Below are 23,041 nucleotides of genomic sequence, written 5' to 3' on the forward strand. Positions count from 1 at the left end.
ACTGCTGCCGTGGACCACACTTCTGGCGCGGGCCACACTCCTGCTGCGCGCCACACTCCAGCCGCCGGCTACTCCAGTTCCGCCAGCACCTGGGTCTCGACCGCCGACGCCAGGTCCGCCACCGTCGGGTTGTCGAAGAGTGTGCGGGCGGGCAGATCGACGGCGAACACCTCACGGACCCGGGAGATCACCTGGATGCTGAGGATCGAATCGCCGCCCAGATCGAAGAAGTTGTCCAGGACGCCGACGCTCTCAAGCCCCAGTACCTCGGCCCAGATCCCGGCCACCAGTTCCTCGCCCGGGTCGCGCGGGGCAAGGCCCTCGCCGCCCTCCCCCGCCAGCTCCTCCGGCGAGGGCAGCGCGCGCCGGTCGACCTTGCCGTTCGGGGTGAGCGGGAAGACGTCCAGGACGAGTACGGCGGCCGGGACCATATGGGCGGGCAGCGAGCGGCCGACGAAGCTCTTCACCTCGTCCGGCTCGACCGTCGGCGCACCGGCCTCGGGCACGACGTACGCCACCAGCCGTTTGCTGCCCGGGATGTCCTCGCGCGCCAGCACCAGCGCCCGGGCGACGCCCGGATATCCGGCGGCGGCCGACTCGATCTCGCCCAGTTCGATGCGCTGGCCGCGGATCTTGACCTGGAAGTCGGTACGGGAGACGAAGTCGAGGTTGCCGTCGGGCAGCCAGCGCACCAGGTCGCCGGAGCGGTACATCCGGGAGCCCGGAGGACCGAACGGGTCGGCGACGAAGCGCTCGGCGGTGATGCCGGGCCGGTTCACATACCCGCGCGCCATACCGTCGCCGGACAGATACAGCTCACCGGCCACCCCCGGCGGCACCGGCCGCAGCGCGGCGTCCAGTACGTACACGCCGGTGCCCGCGATGGGGGTGCCGATCGGCATCGGGCCGCTGCCCGCGTAGTTGTCGTTGACGACGAACAGTGAGGTGAAGACGGTACCCTCGGTCGGCCCGTAGCCGTTGATCATGCGGACACCGGGCAGTTCCTCGACCACCTTGACGCAGTGTGCCGGCGAGAGGGTGTCACCACCCGACATGATCAGCCGCAGGCCCGAGAAGACCCGCACATCGCTGTCCACGATCTCGTGGAACAGTCCGGCGGTGATCCAGATCGCGGTCACACCGCGCGAGTGCAGGAACTCACCCGTCTCGGCCGCGGACATCACCCGGGTGGGGCTGACCGCCAGCGCGGCGCCGTTGAGCAGGGCACTCCAGATCTCCAGTGTGCCGGCATCGAAGGAGACGGTGGCCAGCTGGCCGACGACATCGCGTTCGGTCATCGCGAGCTTGGGATCGCGGGCGACGCGCAGCACACCGCGGTGCGGGAGTACGGCGCCCTTGGGGCGGCCGGTGGAGCCGGAGGTGTAGATGACATGCGCGAGGTTGTCGGGCCGTACGGTCACCTCCGGCGCGTGCTCGGGCCGGTCCGCGACGGCGACGCGCTCGGTTGTGTCGTCCAGGAGCAGGATATGGGCGTCGGTGGGCGGCAGGGCCCCGGCGCAGGCGCTGTCCGTGACCACGAGTCCGGCTCCGGAGTCGGAGACCATGAAGGCCAGACGGTCGGCGGGGTACTCCGGGTCCAGTGGTACGTACGCCCCGCCGGCCTTGAGCACCGCCAGCAGAGCGACGAACAGTTCGGTGCGGCGTCCGAGGCAGACACCGACCCGGGAGTCGGGCCGTACCCCTCGCTCGACGAGATGATGGGCCAGGCGGTTGGCGCGAGTGTCCAGTTCGGCGTAGGAGACCCGCTCATCACCCACGATCAGAGCGGTGTTACCGGGAACCCGCGCTACCTGTTCGGCGAAGATCCCGGTGAGGGTGTGCCCGCCGTCGCCGGGGGCCCCACGGCCCCAGGTCCGCAGGATCTCGTTCCGTCGGCGGGGAGTGACGAGGGCGAGCCCGGCGATCTTCTCGTCCGTCACCTCGACCAGGCTCCGGGCGTGCAGGGTGAGCTGGTCGCGCAGCCCCTCGACGGTGGTGCGGTCGAAGACGTCGGGGTCGAAGAGCAGGATCAGCACGAGCCGTTTGCCGGTGAACGCGGCCAGGTTGAGGGGGTAGTTGGTCGCCTCGACCGAGCCGACCTCGCTGACGGTCAGGCCGTGCCGGTCGGCGGCGTCGGTGTCGACCGGATAGTTCTCGAAGATGACGAGACTGTCGAAGAGCGGTTGGTTCATCGGGAGTTCGCTGAGTGCTTGGACCCGGTTGAGGGGAAGGTGGTCGTGACGGCGGGCCTCGACCTGCTCGCTCTGCAACCCCTGCAACCACTCCACCACCGAACGGCCCGGATCCAACCTGACCCGCACCGGCAGAGAATTGATGAACAACCCCACCATGTCCTCGCCACCATCGAGATCAGTGGGCCGGCCCGAGGTCGTCGCGCCGAACACCACATCACCCTGACCACTGCGACCCGAAAGCAACAGCGCCCACAAACCCTGCACCACAGCATTGACGGTCAGCCGATGCCGCCGCGCGAACGAAAAGAGCTGACCGGACAACTCCTCCGACAACTCCACCTCCACCCGCTCCGAAGAACGAGCCTGACCGGCATGAACAGCCGGCCGGTCATACGGCAACACCACCGGCGCATCAAAACCCGCCAGACCAGCGCGCCAGAACTCCTCCGCCACCCCCACATCACGCCCCGCCATCCACCCCGCCTGAACACCCAACCCACGACCACCCACCACCACCGGCAACACCAAACCATCCCGCCGCGCCGCATAGTCATCCAGCACCAGGGACAACACCCGAGCGACGCTCCAGCCGTCCAGCAGGATGTGATGGAAGGTGAACAGCACACGGACGCGGCCCTCCCCGAGCCGGGCCAGGGTCAGCCGGGCCAGCGGCACCTGCCGCAGGTCGAGACCGCGCTTGTGGTCGGCGGCCAGCAGAGCTTCCCAGCGGGCGTCCTGTTCCGTCAGCAGGCTGTCGCGCCAGTCCAGGATCTCGACGGGCAGCCGTACCTCCCGGTGCACCACCTGCACCGGCTCGGGCACGCCCTCCCACACCACCCCGATCCGCAGCGCCTGTATCTCGTCGACCATGCGCTGCCAGGACGCGGCGAACCGGTCGACATCCGGCACACCGTCGACCACGTACATCAGCTGCTCGAAATAGGCCGGCCTGTCCGCGTCGGCGAGGGCGTGGAAGAGCATCCCGGACTGCAACGGCATCAACGGCAGCACCTCCTCGGCACCACGCCCATCACCGACCGCCGCGTCAAGGCCCGCCTGATCCAACGGCGACAGCGGAAAGTCCGACGGCGTGACGCCACCCACACCGGGCAACTCGCAGTGGGCGAGGAAATCCTCCAGCTCGCTGATGAATCCCGATGCCAGGGACCCCATCACCTCGTCGGAGAACACACCGGACGCCCAGACGAAGTTGACCAGCAGCCGGCCGTCCGCGACCCGGGAGGTCACATCGAGCGCGTGGTCGCGACCGGCGAGCAGACCGGCGCCGTCCTGGATGAACCCGACCTCTTGGAGGGGCCCTTGCGAGGCGGAGCCGTTCGTGCCGGTATCGAACTGGCCGAGGTAGTTGAAGCTGACCTGCGGGTGGATCTCGGGGACGGAGCGGCGCAGCCGGCGCAGCGCACCGTAACCGAGTCCCCGGCCGGGCACCGAACGCAGCCGCTCCTTGGCGGACTTGACCAGTACGTCCCAGGGGGCCTCGCCCGGATCGCCGTCGGAGCGGGGTCCCCTCTCCGTACCGGACGCCAACTCCAGCGGGAAGACGGTGGTGAACCAGCCCACGGTCCGGGACAGATCGACGTCAGGGAAGATCTCCTCCCGGCCGTGCCCCTCGACGTCCACCAGGACGCGGTCCTGGCCGGTCCACCGGCCGAGGACGCGGGCGAGGACGGCGAGCAGCACCTCGTTGACCCGCGTGCGGTACACCGAGGGGACCTTGTGCAGGAGCCTGTGTGTGGCGTCGGCCGACAACTCGGCGGAAGCGGTGGCCGGCTGGATTGGATCAGTGGGCTCAGTGGGCTCGGTGGGATCCGTCGGCTCGGACGGCACGGCCGTTGTGATCGCGCCCGGCAGCTCGGTGGGTACGTCCTGGCCTACCCGGGTCCAGTACTCCAGTTCCGCGTCAAAACCGCCCGCCTCCACATGCGCACGCAACCGCGAAGCCCACTCCTGGAACGACACGGAACGCGGCCCCAGATCCACCACCGCCCCGGACACCAACTGCCCGTCCGCCAGCGCCAGATCCTCCAGCAACACCCGCCACGACACGCCGTCGACCACGGCGTGGTGGACGAGCAGCACCAGCCGGTCGCCGTCCTCTCCGAGCCCGAAGGCCAGCGCGCGGAGCAGCGGCCCGTCGGTGAGATCCAGCGCGTCGCGGGCCACGTCCGTGAGCCGGTCCATCTCGGACTGCCGCTCGCCGGACGGGAGATGCGCGAGGTCGGTGTGTTCCGTGTACGTGTGTGTGCCTGCCGCCGTGTCGGTGACGTGCTGCGTCCATACGCCCGCCTCGTCGCGTACGAAGCGCAGCCGCAGCGCGTCGTGGTGAGCCACCAGGGCGGCGACCGCGCCCGCGAGCGCGTCGAGGTCCGTACCGGGAGCGAGCGTGGCGGCCATCGACATGTCGAAGCGGTGCGAGGGGCCGGCGGGGCTCCCGAAGAACCACTCCTGGATGGGTGTGAGGCGTACGGGTCCCTCGACGGGTGCGGGGGGTTCGGACTCGGCCCGGTCGGGGGCCTGTTCCGCCGCGGCCACCCTGCCCAGATGTTCGGCCAGGGCCCGTACCGTCTGGCGGTCGAACACGTCCCTGGGCGAGATGCGCAGCCCGGCCGCGCGGGCCTGGGAGACGACCTGGATGCTGAGGATCGAGTCCCCGCCCAGATCGAAGAAGTTGTCCTCGACACCCACCCGCTCAAGGCCGAGGACCCGCGCCCAGACCTCACACAGGGTCTCCTCCGCCGCCGAACGCGGAGCCGTATAGCCGGCCTCCTCGGCACCGGACGCCTCAGGACTCGGCAATGCCTTCCGGTCGACCTTGCCGTTCGGCATCAACGGCAACGCGTCCAGCGTCACAAAGGCGGACGGCACCATGTACTCCGGCAGCACTCCCGCCAGGAACTCCCGCAGACCAGCCGCCGTCGGTACGGCTCCGGCCCCCGGGACCACGTACGCGACCAGCCGCTTCGCACCCCCGGTGCCCTGCACGGGCAGGGCGAGCACAACAGCCTGTGCGATGTCGGGGTGAGCGGTGAGCGCGGACTCCACCTCGCCCAGCTCGATACGGAACCCCCGCACCTTCACCTGGTCGTCGGACCGCCCCATGAACTCCAGCACACCATCCCCGCGCCACCGCACCACATCCCCGGTCCGGTACATCCGCGCGCCCGGCCCACCGAATGGATCCGCCACGAACCGCTCCGCCGTCAGACCTCGAAGACCCACGTATCCCTGCGCCACACCCCCACCACCGATGAACAACTCCCCCGCCACACCCGCCGGAACCGGACGCAACCACCCGTCCAGCACATACACACGCGCGTTCGCGACCGGCCGCCCGATCGGGGGAGTTCCCTCGGGGGCCACGGGCAGGGCAGCACTGAGTGTGGCCGCGACAGTGCCCTCGGTCGGACCGTACGCGTTCACCATCCGCCGACCCGGCGCCCAACGCGCCACCAGATCAGCGCTCACCGCCTCCGCACCCACCATCAACGACCGCAACTCCGGCAACTCGACCGCGGGAAGTGCCGCCAGCAGTGCGGGCACCAGAAACGCGTGATTCACCCGATGACGTTCCAGCAGCCCCACCAGGTCCTCCGCCGACACGACTCCGGCGGGTGACACGACCAACGCACCGCCCAGCCCCAACCCCGACAACACCTCAAGGATCGACGCGTCGAAACTCGGCGACGCCGTCTGCAACACCCGATCCCCCGGCCGCACCCCGAACCCCTCGGCCAACCCCGCCACAAACGCACTCAACCCACCACCCGGAACCTCCACCCCCTTCGGCACACCCGTCGAACCCGACGTATAGATCACATACGCCGGCTGCCGCGGATCCACCGACACCACGGGAAGAACCGACGAGAACCCCGCCAACTCCCCGCGCAGAGCATCCACTTCCAGCACCCGGACGCCACCGTCCGCGGGCACGGCCGCGCCGAGGGACGACTCCGCAAGCACCAGCACCGCGCCGGAGTCGGCCAGCATGTGCGCGAACCGCTCGGCGGGGAAGTTGGGATCCAGCGGTACGTAGACACCGCCCGCGTGCAGGACGGCCTGCATGGCGACAAGCCACTCCACGCCGCGCTCCATCGCCACCGCGACCCGGTGCCCGGGCCGCACCCCCTCATCGATCAGGAAACGCGCCAACCGCGCCGCCCGTCCGTACAACTCGGCATACGTCAGCGTCACCTCATCAGTGATCACCGCCGGCAGATCCGGGGTTCGGTGCAACTGACCACGGAAAATCTCCGCCGGCGTCAACCGCTCCGACAGCTCCGCACCCCTGCCCCACTCCTCCAGAACCCGGTGCCTCCGCTCGCCGCCGAGAAGGTCCAGCTGCGCGAGCGTGCGCGTGGCGGGGGCATCGGCGACGGTGCCGGTGTGCCGGACGAGGTCGCCGCGCAGGCTCTCGATGGTGGCGCGGTCGAAGACGTCCGGGTCGTACGCGAGGGTGAACGTCAGTCGGTCACCGCTGTGGACGATGAGATTGAGGGGGTAGTTGGTTGCCTGATCGACCACGATCTCGCTGATCTCCAGGCCGTGCCGGGCGGCGCCATCGGTGTCGACGGGGGCGTTCTCGAAGACCACCAGACTGTCGAACAGCGGCTGACTGGGCCCGAGTTCGCTGAGTGCTTGGACGCGGTTGAGGGGGAGGTGGTCGTGACGGCGTGCTTCGACCTGCTCGCTCTGCAACCCCTGCAACCACTCCACCACCGAACGGCCCGGATCCAACCTGACCCGCACCGGCAGAGAATTGATGAACAACCCCACCATGTCCTCGCCACCATCGAGATCAGTGGGCCGGCCCGAGGTCGTCGCGCCGAACACCACATCACCCTGACCACTGCGACCCGAAAGCAACAGCGCCCACAAACCCTGCACCACAGCATTGACGGTCAGCCGATGCCGCCGCGCGAACGAAAAGAGCTGACCGGACAATTCCTCCGACAACTCCACCTCCACCCGCTCCGAAGAACGAGCCTGACCGGCATGAACAGCCGGCCGGTCATACGGCAACACCACCGGCGCATCAAAACCCGCCAGACCAGCGCGCCAGAACTCCTCCGCCACCCCCACATCACGCCCCGCCATCCACCCCGCCTGAACACCCAACCCACGACCACCCACCACCACCGGCAACACCAGACCATCCCGCCGCGCCGCATAGTCATCCAGCACCAGGGACAGCACCCGAGCGACGCTCCAGCCGTCCAGCAGGATGTGATGGAAGGTGAACAGCACACGGATACGGTCGTCCGTGAGCCGGGCCAGGGTCAGCCGGGCGAGTGGGACGGAGGTCAGGTCCAGGCCGCGACGCCGGTCGGCGGCGACACGGTCCGTCCAGAGTGAGATGTGCTCGGGCGTCGGGGCAGCGCGCCAGTCCAGGATCTCGACGGGCAGCGCGACCGACTCGTGCACCACCTGCACCGGCTCGGATACGCCCTCCCACACCACCCCGATCCGCAGCGCCTGCACCTCGTCGACCACCCGTTGCCAGGACGCGGCGAACCGGTCGGTGTCGGACACACCGTCGACGGCGAACATGAGCTGCTCGAAGTACGCGCTGGAGCCGTCCTGGGCGAGGGCGTGGAAGAGCATCCCGGACTGCAACGGCATCAACGGCAGCACCTCCTCGACACCACGCCCGTCACCGACCGCCGCGTCAAGGCCCGCCTGATCCAACGGCGACAGCGGAAAGTCCGACGGCGTGACGCCACCCACACCGGGCAACTCGCAGTGCGCCAGGAGGCTTTCCAGCTCCTCGGCGAATCCGGCCGCCAGTTCCGCCATCACCTCGTCGGAGAACACACCGGCCGACCGGACCAGGTGAACTGTCAGACGCCCGTCGACCACACGACCCGCGACATCCAGCGCGTGGGCCCGTGGACCGAGCGGGCTGTGCTGCCGCGCATCGGGTCCCCGCCCCGCCAGGTCGTAGAGCGCGCTCTCGGCGGGCGGGACATCGGCATCGGTCTTGGTCTTGGTCTCGGTCTCGGTCCCGGTCTCGCCCAGGCAGCTGTAGCCGACCTGCGGACGGACCGTACTCCCGAGGTCGCCCGCCGCCGAATCGGGGTCCCCGAGATAGCGCAGCGCGCCGTACCCATGACCATGGCCGGGTACCCCACGCAGTCGTTCCTTCGCGGACTTGATCAGTACGTCCCACGCGGCCGGGTCCGCGCCACCACCCGCACCGGGCGTGCCGCCCCCGCCGGAGGTTCCGGACGCCAGCTCCAGCGGGAAGACCGTACTGAACCAGCCCACCGTCCGCGACACATCGACGCCCCGGAACACGTCCTCCCGGCCCGCTCGCTCGATGTCCACAACGACACGGTTCTGGCCGGTCCACCGGCCCAGCACCCGGCCGAGCACCGCGAGCAGCACCTCGTCAGGCCCGGTCCGGTACAGCGAGGTGACATCGTGGCAGAGCTTCCGCGTCGACTCGGCCGACAGTTCCACCGAGGTGACCAGGCCCTGATGCGAGGCGCCGGGCGCCGGTGTGCCCTGACCAGGCAGTGCGGTCGGTACGTCCTGGCCGACCTGGGTCCAGTACTCCAGCTCCGCGTCAAAGCCACCCGCCTCCACATGCGCACGCAACCGCGAAGCCCACTCCTGGAACGAAGCGGAACGCGGCCCCAGATCCACCACCGCCCCGGACACCAACTGCCCGTACGCCAGCGCCAGATCCTCCAGCAACACCCGCCATGAGGCCTCGTCCGCGATGAGATGGTGCACGACCACCGCCAACTGATCGTCCGCCTGGGCACGTTCGAAGAGCGCGAAGCGGATCAGCGGGCCTTCCGCCAGATCGAAGCCGGTCCGCAGGGCCTCGACGGTTTCGTCCATGGCGGCTCGCGCGGCCGGTGCGGAGAGCGCCGAGAGATCGTGGCGGTCGAGTGTGACGGACCGGTCCTCGGCGAGATTGCGCTGCCGCCAGCCGGCGCCGGTCCGTTCGTAGCGCAGTCGCAGGGCGTCGTGATGGGCCACCAGTGCGGTCACCGCACCCGCCAGCGCCACCGGGTCGGTGCCGGGACGCAGGCCAAGGCGTACGGCGGTGCTGAGCAGCCGGGGGTCCTCGCGGTGGGTGCGGAAGAACCAGCGCTGAATGGGCGTGAGTACCACAGGGCCCTCCACGGGCGGTCGGTCCCGGCCGGCGGAGACGTCCGCATCGGCGCTGGTCAGCGCGGCGGCGAGGGCCGCGACGGTCTGCCGTACGAACAGGTCCCGCACGGCGAGCCCGATACCCGCCGCGCGGGCCTGGGAGACGACCTGGATGCTGAGGATCGAGTCCCCGCCCAGATCGAAGAAGTTGTCTTCCACACCGACCCGCTCAAGGCCGAGGAGACGCGACCAGATCCCGGCCAGAGTCTCCTCCGTCACCGAACGCGGTGCCACATACCCGGCCTCCGCGACATCGGACGGCTCCGCACCGGCCAGCGCCTTGCGATCGACCTTGCCGTTCGGCATCAGCGGCAGGGCGTCCAACGCCACGAAGGCGGACGGCACCATGTACTCCGGCAGCACACCCGCCAGGAACTCCCGCAGACCAGCCGCCGTCGGCGCCGCTCCCGGTACCGGAACGATGTACGCGACCAGCCGCTTCGCACTCGCCCGGCCCCGCACGGCCAGCACCACCGCCTGCGCGATGTCGGGATGGCCGACGAGGGCGGACTCCACCTCACCGAGCTCGATACGGAACCCCCGCACCTTCACCTGATCGTCGGACCGCCCCACAAACTCCAGCACACCACCGGCCGACCACCGCACCACATCCCCGGTCCGGTACATCCGCGCACCCGGCCCACCGAACGGATCCGCCACAAACCGCTCCGCCGTCAGACCTCGAAGACCCACATACCCCTGCGCCACACCCCCGCCACCGATGAACAACTCCCCGGCCACACCCACCGGAACCGGCCGCAACCACCCATCCAGCACATACACCCGAGCATTCGCCACCGGCCGCCCAATCGGCGGAACCCCGACCGCCCCCGCCGACAACCCGTCACTGAACGTCGCCGCGACACTGGCCTCGGTCGGACCGTACGCATTCACCATCCGCCGACCCGGCGCCCAGCGCGCCACCAGATCAGCGCTCAGCGCCTCCGCACCCACCATCAACGACCGCAACTCCGGCAACTCGACCGCAGGAAGCGCCGACAGCAGTGCGGGCACCAGAAACGCGTGATTCACCCGATGACGTTCCAGCAGCCCCACCAGATCCTCCGCCGACACGACTCCGGCGGGTGACACGACCAACGCACCGCCCAGCCCCAACCCCGACAACACCTCAAGAATCGACGCGTCGAAACTCGGCGACGCCGTCTGCAACACCCGATCCCCCGGCCGCACCCCGAACCCCTCGGCCAACCCCGCCACAAACGCACTCAACCCACCACCCGGAACCTCCACCCCCTTCGGCACACCCGTCGAACCCGACGTATAGATCACATACGCCGGCTGCCGCAGATCCACCGACACCACGGGAAGAACCGACGAGAACCCCGCCAACTCCCCGCGCAGAGCATCCACTTCCAGCACCCGGACGCCACCGTCCGCGGGCACGGCCACCGCGAGGGACGACTCCGCAAGCACCAGCACCGCACGGGAATCCGCCAGCATGTGCGCGAACCGATCCGCGGGGAAGTTGGGATCCAGCGGCACATACACACCACCCGCGTACACCACACCCAACAACGCGACCAGCCACTCCACCCCACGCTCCATCGCCACCGCGACCCGCTCCCCCGGCCGCACCCCCTCGGCGATCAGAAAACGAGCGAGCCGTGCCGCACGACCATGCAACTCCGCATACGTCAGCGTCACCCCACCGCAGATCACCGCGGGCAGCTCAGGAGTCCGATCCAGCTGACCACGGAAGATACCCGCCAGCGTCAGGCACTCCGCCCCCTCTCCACCCCTGCCCCACTCCTCCAGCAGTTTCCTGGTCTCCTCGGCGTCCAGCGTGCGGGCCTCGGCCATCGGGCGGTCCGGAGCGGCGACCAGTTCGCCCAGCAGCGTGCCGAGGGTGTGGGTGAGGCGGTCCATGGTGGTGGAGTCGAAGAGATCGGTGCTGTACTCGACAGATCCCGTGAGGCCGCCCTCGGTGTTGTGCCAGAACTCCAGCGTCACGTCGAACAGCGCTGCCTCACGCGGTAGTTCGACCGTCGATGCCTCGATGCCCGGCAGTTCCGGGACCCCGGCCGGGGCATTCTGCAGGACGAGCATGACCTGAATGAGCGGGGGCCTGCTCGGGTCGCGTTCGGGGAGTACGGCGTCCACGACCCGGTCGAACGGCACCAGCGTGTGGTCCAGCGCCTGTCGCACACTCTCCCGCGCGCGGTCGGTGAACTGCGCGAAGGTCAGCGTCTCGTCCACGTCCGCGCGCAGCACCAGCGTATCGACGAAGAAGCCGACGAGATCGGCGAGTTCGGCACGGTCCCGGCCCGAGCCCGCGGTGCCGAGCACGATGTCGCGCCGGCCCGACCAGCGGGCGAGCAGCAGCTGTGTGGCGGCGGCGAGCGGCGCGAAGAGTGTGGTGCCCCGTGCCCGGCCGACGGCGGTGAGTCCCCGGACGGTATCGGCCGGCACTTCGAACAGCCGTCGCGCACCGGCGGAGGTGCGGACGGCGGGGCGCGGCCGGTCGGTGGGAAGCTCCAGCGGCGTGACGCCGGCCAGTTCCCGCTTCCAGTGGGCCAGCTGCTCATCCACCGCCGGTTCCGTCTGCCGGTGGCGCTGCCAGGCGGCGAAGTCGGCGTACTGGACGTCGAGTTCAGGCAGTCCGGCAGCCGCAAGCACGGCATCCGCATCCGCACCGGCACCCACGCCCGCACCCGCATCCGCACCCGCGCCGGCTGACCGCACCGTACGGGCAGCCGCGTACAACGCGCCCAGCTCCCGCGCGATCACCTCCATCGACCAGGCGTCTGCGGCGATATGGTGCGCGGTGAGCACCAGCAGATGATCGTCGGGCGCGGTCCGTACCAGCAGCGCGCGCAGTACGAGTCCGGAGCCGAGGTCGAAGGGCGCGGACACCTCCGCACGCAGCACCTCGTCCAGCCGTCGTTCGTCGTCGTCCCCCGAGAGATCGGTGACCGGCAGCGGCACCGCCGCCGGGTCGCCGACGATCTGGAGCACCTGGCCGTCGGCTTCGGTGTAGGTGGTGCGCAACGGCTCGTGCCGGGCGACGATCGCGGTCAGCGCGGCGGCGAGCGCTTCCGTCCGCAGCTCGCCGGTGAGCCGCAGCCCCGTGGCACAGTTGTACGCCGCCCCACCCGGTTCGTACGCGTCCAGGAACCACAGTCGCTGTTGCGCGGACGAGGCCTCCAGCGCCCCGCTCCGGTCGGCGCGGACGATCGACGCCGACGCCACGGTCCCCGCTTCACTACCGCTGCCGCTGCCGCTGCCGCTGGCTCCGGTGCCGGTGCCGCTCTCGGTCAGTCCGGCGGCGTAGCCGGCGTACGCGGCGATCGTCGGGTGGTCGAAGAGCGCGGTGGACGCGGGCGTGAGGCCGAGCCGACGTTCGACCTGGAAGGCCATCCGCAGACCGGAGATGGAGTCGCCGCCGATGGTGAAGAAGTCGTCCGTCACACCGATTCGCGTCCGGCCGAGCACGTCTTCCCAGATCTCGGCGAGTTTCGATTCCAGTGCGGTGCGCGGTGCGGCGTACGGGGCGGACTCGGCCCGGTCCGCGTCACCGACGAGGTCACTGGGCGCGGGAAGGGCCCTGCGGTCCACCTTGCCGTTGGGTGTCAGTGGCAACCGCTCCATGGCGATGTAGGCGGTCGGCACCATATGGACGGGCAGCCGGCCCGACGCGTGCCGGCGCAGATCGGCGGCGCCCGGATCCGCCTCGGGACGCACCGGCACGTAGTGGGCGACGAGTTGGCCCGTACCGGCGTTCTCCGCCAGCGTGACCACGGACTGCAGGACGGCCTCGTGCTCGGTCAGTACGGCCTCGATCTCTCCCAACTCCACGCGCAGGCCACGGATTTTGACCTGCCCGTCGGCGCGGCCGATGAACTCGTGCTCGTCGCCCGGCAGCAGTCTGACGAGGTCGCCCGTGCGGTACATCCGGGATCCGGGCGGGCCGTACGGGTCCGCGACGAAGCGTTCGGCGGTGAGCCCGGGGCGGTTGACGTACCCCCGGGCGAGGCCGTCGCCCGCGATGCACAGTTCGCCGGTCCCGCCTTCGGGCACCGGTCGCAGCTTCTCGTCCAGGACCATGACCCGGGCGCCGTCGATGGCCCGGCCGATGCCGGGCGCGGCAGTGAGGCCGGCGGGCAGGGGCCCGTTGAGGGTGACGGTGACGGTCGCCTCGGTGGGGCCGTACATATTGATCATCCGGCGGCCGCCGGCCCAGCGTGCGAGCAGGTCCGGCGGGCAGTTCTCGCCGCCGGTGGCCAGCGCGCGCAACTGTGGCAGGTCGATCGGGGGTGTCACCGTGGCCAGCACGGACGGCGGCATCATGGTGTGTGTGACGGCCGCGTCGGCGAGCAGGGTTCCGAGCGCTTCGCCGACGGCCTGGGTGGGGCTCTCCGGCAGGATCAGCGTGGCGCCCGCGTACCACGTCTGCACCAGGTCGGCGATGGAGACATCGAAGTTGGGCGAGGCGAGCTGGAGTACGCGGCTGTCCTCGTCGATGGCCAGCGCCGCCACATGCGCGAGGGCGAGGTTCCGGAGGCCGCGGTGGGTGACGGCCACACCCTTGGGGGTGCCGCTGGAGCCGGAGGTGAACAGGATGTAGGCGGTGTTGTCGAGGTGTGTGGTGACATCCGGGGCGGTGTCGGGGCCGTCCGGGACCGCCCCCGCCAAGCTCTCCAGGGACAGGGTGCCTGGAGCGTTGTCCGGCCGCGCCCCCGCCCCGCCGTCGCTGATCACCAGCTCGATCCCGGCGTCCTCGACCATGAACGACAGCCGCTCCGCCGGGTAGTTGGGGTCGAGCGGTACGTAGGCTCCGCCCGCCTTGAGGACGGCGAGCAGCGAGACGATCAGCTCGGGGCCGCGCCGCAGGCAGACGCCGACCCGGGTCTCGGATCGCACACCCCGGGCGGCGAGCCGGTGTGCGAGGCGGTTGGCACGTCGTTCGACCTCGGCGTAGCTGAGCCGGACCGTGCCCCACTCGACGGCGGTGTGGTCGGGTCGGCGCGCCGCCCGGCTCTCGAACAGTCCGTGCAGGGTGCGGTCACCGACTGTCCGACGGCCGTGCGTAAGGGAGTTGCTGTCTGAGTTCATGTCGAGACCCCATGGAACGCCGAGAGGGAAGGTGGCCTGTGCCGCGTGCGGGATACCGATCCGAGAGAGACGGACACCCACAGCACCCGCACACTCACTCTGAGTGACAGTGGGGCGCGTGCGTGACCGCCAGACGCGCTCCGGTCCCGCGCGTCTGTCCTACCGTGTGTGTGCCGGCCTACCGCGTGTGTGCGCCGGCTGATTGATCCGCCGTGGCCGCCCGCTTCGCGCGGCCGGGCACGGCGGTGCTCAGTGTGGTTGTGCCGCGACCGGCTGGCGCAGCAGCGTACGGCCGCTGTACTGGAGCACGCGTATGTCCCCGGTGGTCGCGTCCTTGAGGAACCTGCCGAGGAACACGCCCGCGTCCCCCGGCCGGCTGGAGAAGACCAGATCGCTGTGGGAGGCGGCGGAGTCCCGTGCGCCGTTGGGGAGTTCCAGGAGTATGTTGCGGTCGTCGAGGCTGACCGTTACGGCGAGGTCGCCGTTGCGGTAGGTGCCGGCGCAGTCCGCGAATCCCGCCGTGGATCCGGGGGACGGCGGCACCACGCTGTAGACGCCGACGGGGATGCCGGCGGACCGCAGTTCGCGGAGCACCGCTTCCCACAGGCCTTGTCCGGAGGCCGAGTTGGTGGTCAGCGCGACCACGGTCCCCTGTTTCGGCTGGATGCGCAGATGACAGGTGGTGCCGTCCAGCGTTCCGTCGTGGCCGAGCCAGCGGTCCTCCGCCGGACCGAAGTGGCCCAGGCCCAGACCCCAGCCGTCGGCCAGCCCGAAAGGTTCCGCACCGGCGACAGGACGGGCCATCTCGCGCAGCGCTTCGGGGTCGGCCACGGCGTCCCTGTCCAGGTCACCGGGGTCGTCGAGGTGCAGTTGGGCGAAGCGTACGAGGTCGGCGGCGCTGCCGGCGAGCCCGCCCGCGGGGGTGAATCCCGCGTCGGCGGAGCAGCGCACGGAGTGCACCACACGGTCGCCGCCGGGGGTGGTGTGTGTGGTGTGTCCGGACACCGCGCGGACCGGCTCGCCGTCCCGCGGAGTGCCGGGCAGCAGGCCGATACCGGCGCCGAGCGGTGCCAGCAGGTAGTCGCGTACGGCCCCCCACCAGGTCAGTCCGGTGGCGGCCTCGATGACGCGGCCCGCGATGCCGTAGCCGACGTTGGAGTAGGAGAAGGAGCCGGGTGCGGGCCAGAGCGCGGGCGTGTCCGCCGGGCCGGTGGCCAGGAAGCCGGTGAGCCAGCGGCGCAGCGAGGCGGCGTCGCCGTCGTCGTGGTCGGACGGTAACCCGGCGGTGTGGCTGAGGAGTTGACGGAGCGTGGCGTCGAGTCCGGGGTGGCCGTCGGCGTTTCCCCGTTCATCGAGCCAGGTGCGCACCGGAAGATTGAGGTCGAGGTCGCCGTCGGAGACCAGTTGGAGTACGGAGGCCGCGGTCAGCGCCTTGGTGACGGAGCCGTAGGGGAAGGCGGAGTCACGGTGTACGGGGCGTCCGCCGCCGTACTCCTCCTCGCCGAACTCCCAGGTGCGCAGGGTTCCTTGGTGGTACACCGCCAGCTGTCCGCCGACCACTCCGTGCTGCTTGCCGAGGCTGCCCAGACAGCCGGGGCGGTCGAGGGGAAGGCTGAAGGGAGCGCCACTGACCTTCTCTTCCGCGATGATCCCCAACACTGCGAACAAGCTCCTTCTTCACTGTGCGAAGTCCGGCGTGTACCGCGCGGCACGGCGGCCGACCGCTTCAGTCGCGCGCAGTCGACCGCACGGAAAGGATTCTTCAGCAGAGGTGAAGGCTCGAACAAGGATTTAAGCGCTGTTGTAAACACCGAGCCCAGAGGCCTGATCACCAAGACTTTCGGGTGCTGGGGACGGCCTCCGGGCCCGCTCGGTCACGACCTGTCAGCCGTGGCCGACCCCGGTCGGCGGCCGTTTGCGCAGCACGGACTTCAGCGGCAGCGAGTACCCGGCTCCGGTGGTGACGACGACGGCCAGCACGATCAGTCCTGCCTGGACCGGCGGGAGGTAGGGCCAGGAACCGGTCGTCGCGAGACTGAACGCCAGGAGGGGAACGAGCGCGGTCACCGTACCCACCACCAGCCCCACCAGCATCACGGTCATCGCCTCGATCCGGAGCATCCAGCGGATCTGCCGACGGCCCGCGCCCACGAGCCGCAGCAGGATCACCTCCTGGCGGCGGCCGACCATGATGAGAACGAGCGTGCTGAGCACCGCGATGATCGTGAAGCCGCCGATCACACTCACCGCGACCAGGGAGATGACCTGGCCGACGCCGCGGTCCTCGGTCTGGAGATGCTCGCCCTTCGGCTGCTCCGCGACGGTCGCGCCGGGCGCGGCGCCCGCCAGCACCCGCCGCACCTCCGCCTTCACGCCCTGGGGGGCGGTTCCGGGCTCCAGGCTCAGCAGGACGCGCGTGTTCAGCGGCGTGGCCATGTGCGGCGCCAGTTCGGCGGGGGCGAACAGGAAGTCGCCGAGCGCCAGGGACCGTTCGTACACCGCGGCCACCGTCAGCGCCACGTTCGCGCCGTCGCCGTAGCGCACCGTGACCTTCGAGCCGACGTCCAGGTCCAGCGAACGCGCCCGCTCCTCCCCCACCGCGACGGTGCCCGCGCGCAGGTCGCCCAGATCGCCCGAGGTGACGTCCGGATCGATGGTGGCGGGCAGCGCCGAGGGGTCCAGGGCCATCACCGGCAGCCGGTCCAGCCTCGGCTCCCCGGCTTCCTTGCGGGCCAGTACGACCGTACTGTGCAGCACCCCGGAGGCCGCCGCCACCCCGGGCACCTCCTTGACGCGGCGCACCGTCACGTCCGGGATGCCCGGCCCGTCCGTGGTGATGGCCAGTTCGGCCCGCATGGCCCGGGCCGCCTGTCGGCTGCCCTGCGTGTCGAGGGTCGCCCCGGCCGAGAGCTGGACCCCGGCGAAGGCCACCACGAGCACGATCGGGGTGATCGCGGCGCCCAGCCGGCGGGAGTTGGCCCGGGAGGCGGCGGCGGCGAGATAGCCGCCCGCGCCGCCCAGCCGCTCCGCGGGCACACCGAGCACCCGCATGGCACCCCACGCGATCCAGGGCCCGAGCAGCGCGCACGCGATGACCAGGCACACGGCCGCGGTGCTGGCCGCCATCGCGGCCAGCTCCCCGAACTGGAGGACCGCGGTGCCTGCCGCGCCGCACCCCAGGACCAGCATCACGACGCCGGTGACGGCCCGGCCGCGGCCGAACTGTTCGCCCTCGCTCTGTGCCTCGCCCATCGCCTGTGCGGGGCGCACCTTGGCGATACGGCTACAGGCGATCGCGGCGGCGATCCTGGCCACCAGCACCGTCAGAGCGCCGGTGACCAGCGGGGCCGCGTACATCCAGAAGGGGGCGGGGAGTTCGAGACCGATCGGCACGGCGCCACGCGTCCGCAGCATGTTGATCAGCGCCAGGAACACCGGCGCCGCGCCGATCGCACCGGCCAGGGCGGCGGTCGCGGCCACCACATTGACCTCCCGGCCGACCATGGCGCGCAGTTGCCGGGGCGTCGCGCCCACCGCACGCAGCAGAGCCATCTCGCGGGCGCGCTGGTGGATCGCCTGGGCGACGGTGCTGGAGACCACGAGCAGGGCGATCAGTACGACGAGCGCGCAGACCGAGCCGAGCAGTGCCAGCAGGCTCATCCGGCTGGGGGCGGAGGTGACGAACTCCGGTTCGCCGCGGCCGTTTCCGGTCAGGACGCGCAGTGAGGTGTTGTCGTCCTTGTAGCGTGCGTCGGCGGCGGCGCTGGTGGCCGGCCGCGCACCGTCCAGCGCTTCCCGCAGCCGGGGGTGGAGGGTGCCGGCGCCGACGCCCGGGTCGGCGAGCACCCCGATGGCGTCGGTGGTCTCCGGGTGTCCGGCGAGGAGGCGGGCCCGCTCGTCGCTGAAGAAGACGGCGCCCTGGTTGCCGAGCCCGCTGTCGTCCGCACGTCCCTCGGGCGCCGCGATGCCGGAGACCCGGTAGGTCTCGGGCGCGCCCGTGGACTGGATCCGTACCTCGTCACCGACGCGGACACCGGCCCGTTCGGCGAGGTCACCGTCCAGGACGACCTGTTGCGGACCCGCCGGGGCCCGGCCGTCGCGGAGGGTGAACGGCGCGAGCGCGGCGGCGCGCCAGGTGTGCCCGTAGACCGGGGAGGCGCCGGAGTCGCTGTCGGGGCCGACCACGAGCGAGCCGTCCGCGCCGGTCAGCGCGACGGGGAACGTGTCGTCGGCGATGGCCGCCCGTACGCCGGGGACGGCCTCGATCCGGGGCAGCACCGAGCGCGGCACCCGCACCCGCTCGGTGAGCGCAGCCGTCTGGGTCTGCGGCTTGGATCCCCAGGGCTTGGCGGTGAAGCGCGTCTCCTGGTCGCCGGCGACGACCGCGGCGGCGGCGCCGTAGCGCTCCACGCTCGCGTGGCCGAGGGCGGCGGAGAGTACGGCGAGTCCGAAGCTGCTGAGCACGAGCGAGGTGAGCAGCAGGGCCGCGAACACCGCCGTCCACGCCTTGGTGTGGGTCCGCATCGAGCGGCCGGCGAGGAAGCGCGCGATATGGCGGGTGCGGGCCGGACTGTCGTGATTACGGGCCAGCTCGTCCGGGCCGAGTGGCCGCGCCGGGTCGGCGCCGGGGAGCGTACTGGATCCGAACGGCATGCTCCTCACCCCTCCCTGAGCTCTGTCAGCATCCGCGTCACGGTGTCCGCCTCGGGGTTGGGCAGCCGGCCGACGATCCGCCCCGCCTCGATGAACAGGGCCTCGTCGGTCCAGGACGCGGCGTGCGCGTCATGGGTGACCATCACGACGGTGTGGCCCTGCCGGTCCACCGCGTCGCGCAGGAGGACGAGCACATCCCGCGCGGTGACCGGGTCGAGCGCCCCGGTCGGCTCGTCCGCGAAGATCACGGCGGGGTTGGTGACCAGCGCGCGGGCGATGGCGACGCGCTGCTGCTGGCCACCGGAGAGCCGCGGTGGCGAGTCCTCGGCCCGGTCGGCGAGCCCGACCGACTCCAGTACCTGGAGTGCGCGTTCACGTACGGCGGGGCTGTCGGGACGCTCACCGGCCAGCAGCAGGGGCAGCGCGGTGTTCTCCCGGACACTGAGCGAGGGCACCAGATTGAGCGCCTGGAACACGAAGCCGATCCGCTCCCTGCGCAGCCTGGTGAGCGCGGACTCGGTGAGCCGCGACAGGTCGATGTCACCGAGCCGCACCGTGCCGGACGTGGCCTGGTCGAGGCCGGCGGAGCACTGGAGGAAGGTCGTCTTGCCGGATCCGGAGCGGCCCATGACCGCCAGGAACCTGCCGCGTTCGACGGTCACGCTGACACCGTCCAGGGCGTTCACGGGGGTGCCGCCCCGCTGGTAGCGGCGCGTGACCGAGTCCAGTGTCAGCGCCGCCGCGGGGCTGGGGGCACCGCTGTTCGAGGCCCCCCGGGTGCCGCTTCTCGCCGTGGCACGTTTCCCCGTGCGAAGCCTGACCATGTGTGCGCGCCTTCCAGGCTGTACGGCCGAGGCCGTGTTCGTGCCGGCCGGCCAACCGCCCCGCCGGATGGCTTGTTCATCCTGGTGAGAACGGTACGGAGACGGCGCCTCCGGCACGATGGAGCGCACACCCGTCCTGGGGTTCAGCCTGCGTCACCCCGGCTGGGGTGACGGACGTACCTCGCGCGCGTGCGGTACGGATTACCGTGATCCATGGGTCCGTCGTCCACCGGACCCCGCCCCGCTCCGGACGACCGTCCTGCCCCCAGGGAGCCCGCCGTGCGTGACTTCTCCACTCAGCTCCAGCGTTCCTGCCACGACACGTACTATCTGGTGCTCGCCCTTCCCGTGGCGTCGCTGTGCTTCCTGATGGCCGCCGCCGTACCGCTGGGGCTGGTCTTCATGGCGCTCATCATCGGTGCTCCCGCCTGGCCCGATCTCGTGCGATTACTGCGGAGACTGGCCGGATACGAGCGGGTACGCGCCGGTACACGGCTCCGGGCGCCGGTCGCCGAGCAGTATCTGCCGCTCGACGGTGTGCCCGCGGACCGGCTGCGGCTGTCGCTGACGGACCCCGGCACCTGGCGCGACGCGCGCTGGCTGCCGTTGCAGATCATCATCACCCTGCTGTTCTGCGCGGTGGCGATCCTGGTGTGGGTGGTCGGTCTGCTGGTGGACGGGCTCAACATGGGGGTGGGCGGCGCCGTCGCCCGGCGCCGCGAGGACATGTACGGCACGCCCGCCAAGCCCCGTACCCCGCTGGTGCTGCACCGGCTGGGCACACTCGCGGACACCCAGGCCGCGTGGAGCGCGGCGCTGCTGCGTCCGAAGCCGTCGGCCCGGCTGGTGGACCGGATCGCGGAGCTGTCGGAGAGCCGGGCGGGCGCGGTGGAGGCGCACAGCGCCGAACTGCGCCGTATCGAAAGGGACTTGCACGACGGCGTACAGGCACAACTGGTGGCGCTGTCGATGCGGATCGGGCTGGCCAAGCAGCTGGTGCGGACGAACCCGGACGCCGCGCTGGCCCGGCTGGACGAGGCGCAGTCGGGCCTGGAGAGCACGCTGGCGGATCTGCGGCATGTGGTGCGTACGGTACATCCGCCGGTGCTGACCGACCGCGGGCTGGCCGGCGCGGTCCGCGCCCTGGCGGCGTCCTCGGAGATCCCGGTGGAGATGGGCCTCGGCCCGGTGGAGAACTCCTTCCGGCTGCCGGCCGCGGTCGAGGCGGCGGCGTACTTCGTGGTGGCCGAGGCACTGACCAATATCCGGAAGCACTCCGGTGCCACCCAGGCATCGGTGCGCTTCACCCGGGGCAACGGCATACTGAGGGTCGTCGTGGCCGACAACGGCCGCGGTGGCGCCGACGAGCACGAGGGCAGTGGTCTGATCGGCATCCGCCGGCGCGTCGCCGCGCTTGACGGCACGGCGAGCCTTACCAGCCCACTCGGTGGGCCGACCAAGCTGAAAGTGGAGCTGCCTTGCGGATCGTGATCGCGGAGGACAACGCCCTCTTGCGTGAGGGAATGGTCCTGCTGCTGACCAGCAATGGCCATGACGTGGTGGCGACCTGCGCCGCCGGGCCCGAGGTGATGCCCGCGCTGCGCGAGCACCGGCCGGACGCGGCGGTGCTGGACGTACGGCTGCCGCCGACGTTCCGCGACGAGGGACTGCGCGCGGCGGTACAGGCCCGTAGCGAACTGCCGGACCTGCCGATCCTGGTGCTCTCCCAGTACGTCGAGCAGACCTACGCCGCCGAGCTGTTGGCCCAGGGCGCGAGCGGCATCGGCTATCTGCTCAAGGACCGGGTCGGGCGGGTGGAGCAGTTCCTTGAGGCGCTGGAGCGCATCACCACCGGCGGGACGGCCCTCGATCCCGAGGTGGTCACCGAGATCCTGAGCCAGAAGGCCGCCGCGCGTCCGTTGCAGGCGCTGACGCCGCGTGAGCACGAGGTGCTGGAGATGATGGCGCAGGGGCTGGCCAACGGAGCGATCGCGGAGCGGCTGGTCATCACCGAACGGGCGGTCAGCAAACATATCCGGGGTGTCTTCGACAAGCTCGGACTGCCGCCCGAGGGAGGGAATGTGCACCGCCGCGTACTGGCCGTACTGGCATATCTGGGCAATAACGCACCGGAGAACTCCGCATAGCGCGAGGGACGGAGCGAGGGAGCGCGCCCCGGGCAGCGGAAAACCCCGGGCATCCGGAGACGGGGGAAGTCTCCGAACGCCCGGGGCGGGATTCCACACCGCCACGACGGGGGAATGAACAGCCGCGGGAATCCCGGCTTATGGGTGCGCCCGTATCCCGGGCCGGCCGTATCCCGGCCAGGACGTATCTCAGCTCGGCCGTATCTCAGCTCGGCGGTATCCGGGCCCGGCCGTATGTCAGCCGAACGAGATGCAGGTGTTGCGGATAATTTTGATCCGCTTGGTGGTTTCCGAGACGATTTCGCCGACCGAGTCGGGATCGCGGCCGCCGGGCGAGACGCTGCGTAATTCCTTCGCCGCCTCACGCAGCTTCTCGTCGTCGGCGTCCTCCGCCAGCTGCGCGATCTCGTCGGCGAGATCGTTCAGTTCCTTCTCCGCCGCCTCCGGGTCCTTCGTATCGGAGAAGTTCGTGGACTTGGCGAGGATCTTCTCGCACGCGTCTCCACGGCTCTTGGTGTTCACGGCCCCCTCGCACGCGGCCATGCCGAGCATCGCCGGTACGAGGACGAGGGCGGCGAGCACCGCCCTGGCCGTGGTCCGCCGCGGTCCGCGCCCCGGCCGCCGGCGGTCGGGGTCACGACCGGCGTATGTGCCGTCGCCGGCCGTCCACTGGGCTGTGTCCGCCATGGAAGTGCTCCCACTCGTGCCCGTCGTATCGCGGTCGAGCCGCGCCGTCTGCCTCCATCGTGGCGGGCCGGTGGGGTTCAGGTCAGTACACCGGGTACCCGGACCGGGGTGGAACCTGCACCACCATCGCGGGTTCAGCGCGCCGCGCGAACGCCCTGACACCCGTCCCCAGCAGGGCAGTTACGTCCAGGCTTAAAGGTCTGCCGGACACGGTCAGGCGATGAGACCATGCGGCCATGTCCCGCCCCCGCACCCACCCGACCCCGGCGAAGGTGACTTA

Annotated in this window: 7 protein-coding genes; 2 read left to right on the forward strand and 5 right to left on the reverse strand. The window is 70.7% G+C overall.

Features of this window, described 5'->3' with window-relative positions:
- Positions 1-68: 68 nt before the first annotated feature.
- The 4 genes from ACFRMN_RS06395 to ACFRMN_RS06410 all read right to left on the reverse strand — a co-directional run bounded on the left by ACFRMN_RS06395 (position 69) and on the right by ACFRMN_RS06410 (position 19,927).
- Positions 69-14,450, reverse strand: a complete 14,382-nt coding sequence (locus ACFRMN_RS06395; protein ID WP_383014137.1) for an amino acid adenylation domain-containing protein — start codon at positions 14,448-14,450, stop codon at positions 69-71.
- A gap of 249 nt (positions 14,451-14,699) precedes the next feature.
- Positions 14,700-16,109 carry a serine hydrolase domain-containing protein gene (locus tag ACFRMN_RS06400; RefSeq protein WP_383014140.1) on the reverse strand — a complete coding sequence of 470 codons (1,410 nt, stop codon included), beginning with the start codon at positions 16,107-16,109 and terminating at the stop codon, positions 14,700-14,702.
- Positions 16,110-16,334: 225 nt separating this feature from the next.
- Positions 16,335-19,103, reverse strand: coding sequence for an FtsX-like permease family protein (locus ACFRMN_RS06405; RefSeq protein WP_383014143.1), 2,769 nt, complete (start codon positions 19,101-19,103; stop codon positions 16,335-16,337).
- Between the two features lie 5 nt (positions 19,104-19,108).
- Complete coding sequence (locus ACFRMN_RS06410) at positions 19,109-19,927, reverse strand: ABC transporter ATP-binding protein (RefSeq protein ID WP_383014146.1); 819 nt, start codon at positions 19,925-19,927, stop codon at positions 19,109-19,111.
- A 279-nt stretch (positions 19,928-20,206) separates the two neighbouring features.
- Between ACFRMN_RS06410 and ACFRMN_RS06415 the strand changes: the two genes are divergently transcribed.
- Together ACFRMN_RS06415 and ACFRMN_RS06420 are read left to right on the forward strand one after the other, a co-directional pair.
- A complete protein-coding gene (locus tag ACFRMN_RS06415) occupies positions 20,207-21,418 on the forward strand; it encodes a sensor histidine kinase (RefSeq protein ID WP_383014149.1) in 1,212 nt (403 codons plus the stop codon).
- Positions 21,406-22,074: a response regulator gene (locus ACFRMN_RS06420; protein ID WP_383014152.1), complete on the forward strand. Its 669-nt coding sequence runs from the start codon at positions 21,406-21,408 to the stop codon at positions 22,072-22,074. The genes ACFRMN_RS06415 and ACFRMN_RS06420 overlap by 13 nt, the downstream gene beginning before the upstream one ends.
- 237 nt (positions 22,075-22,311) lie before the next feature.
- Here the strand turns inward: ACFRMN_RS06420 and ACFRMN_RS06425 are convergent, their stop codons facing one another.
- The gene (locus ACFRMN_RS06425) at positions 22,312-22,761 is read right to left on the reverse strand and encodes a hypothetical protein (RefSeq protein ID WP_383014155.1); all 450 of its coding nucleotides are present in this window, start codon (positions 22,759-22,761) and stop codon (positions 22,312-22,314) included.
- Positions 22,762-23,041 lie beyond the last annotated feature (280 nt).

Source organism: Streptomyces sp. NPDC056835, assembly GCF_042789485.1.
GTDB lineage: Bacteria > Actinomycetota > Actinomycetes > Streptomycetales > Streptomycetaceae > Streptomyces.

What these genes read in the sequence shown, in the direction of transcription:
- ACFRMN_RS06395 (WP_383014137.1), bottom strand. Translation starts at nt 14,450, where the DNA reads ATGAACTCAGACAGCAACTCCCTTACGCACGGCCGTCGGACAGTCGGT.
- ACFRMN_RS06405 (WP_383014143.1), bottom strand. Translation starts at nt 19,103, where the DNA reads ATGCCGTTCGGATCCAGTACGCTCCCCGGCGCCGACCCGGCGCGGCCA.
- ACFRMN_RS06410 (WP_383014146.1), bottom strand. Translation starts at nt 19,927, where the DNA reads ATGGTCAGGCTTCGCACGGGGAAACGTGCCACGGCGAGAAGCGGCACC.
- ACFRMN_RS06425 (WP_383014155.1), bottom strand. Translation starts at nt 22,761, where the DNA reads ATGGCGGACACAGCCCAGTGGACGGCCGGCGACGGCACATACGCCGGT.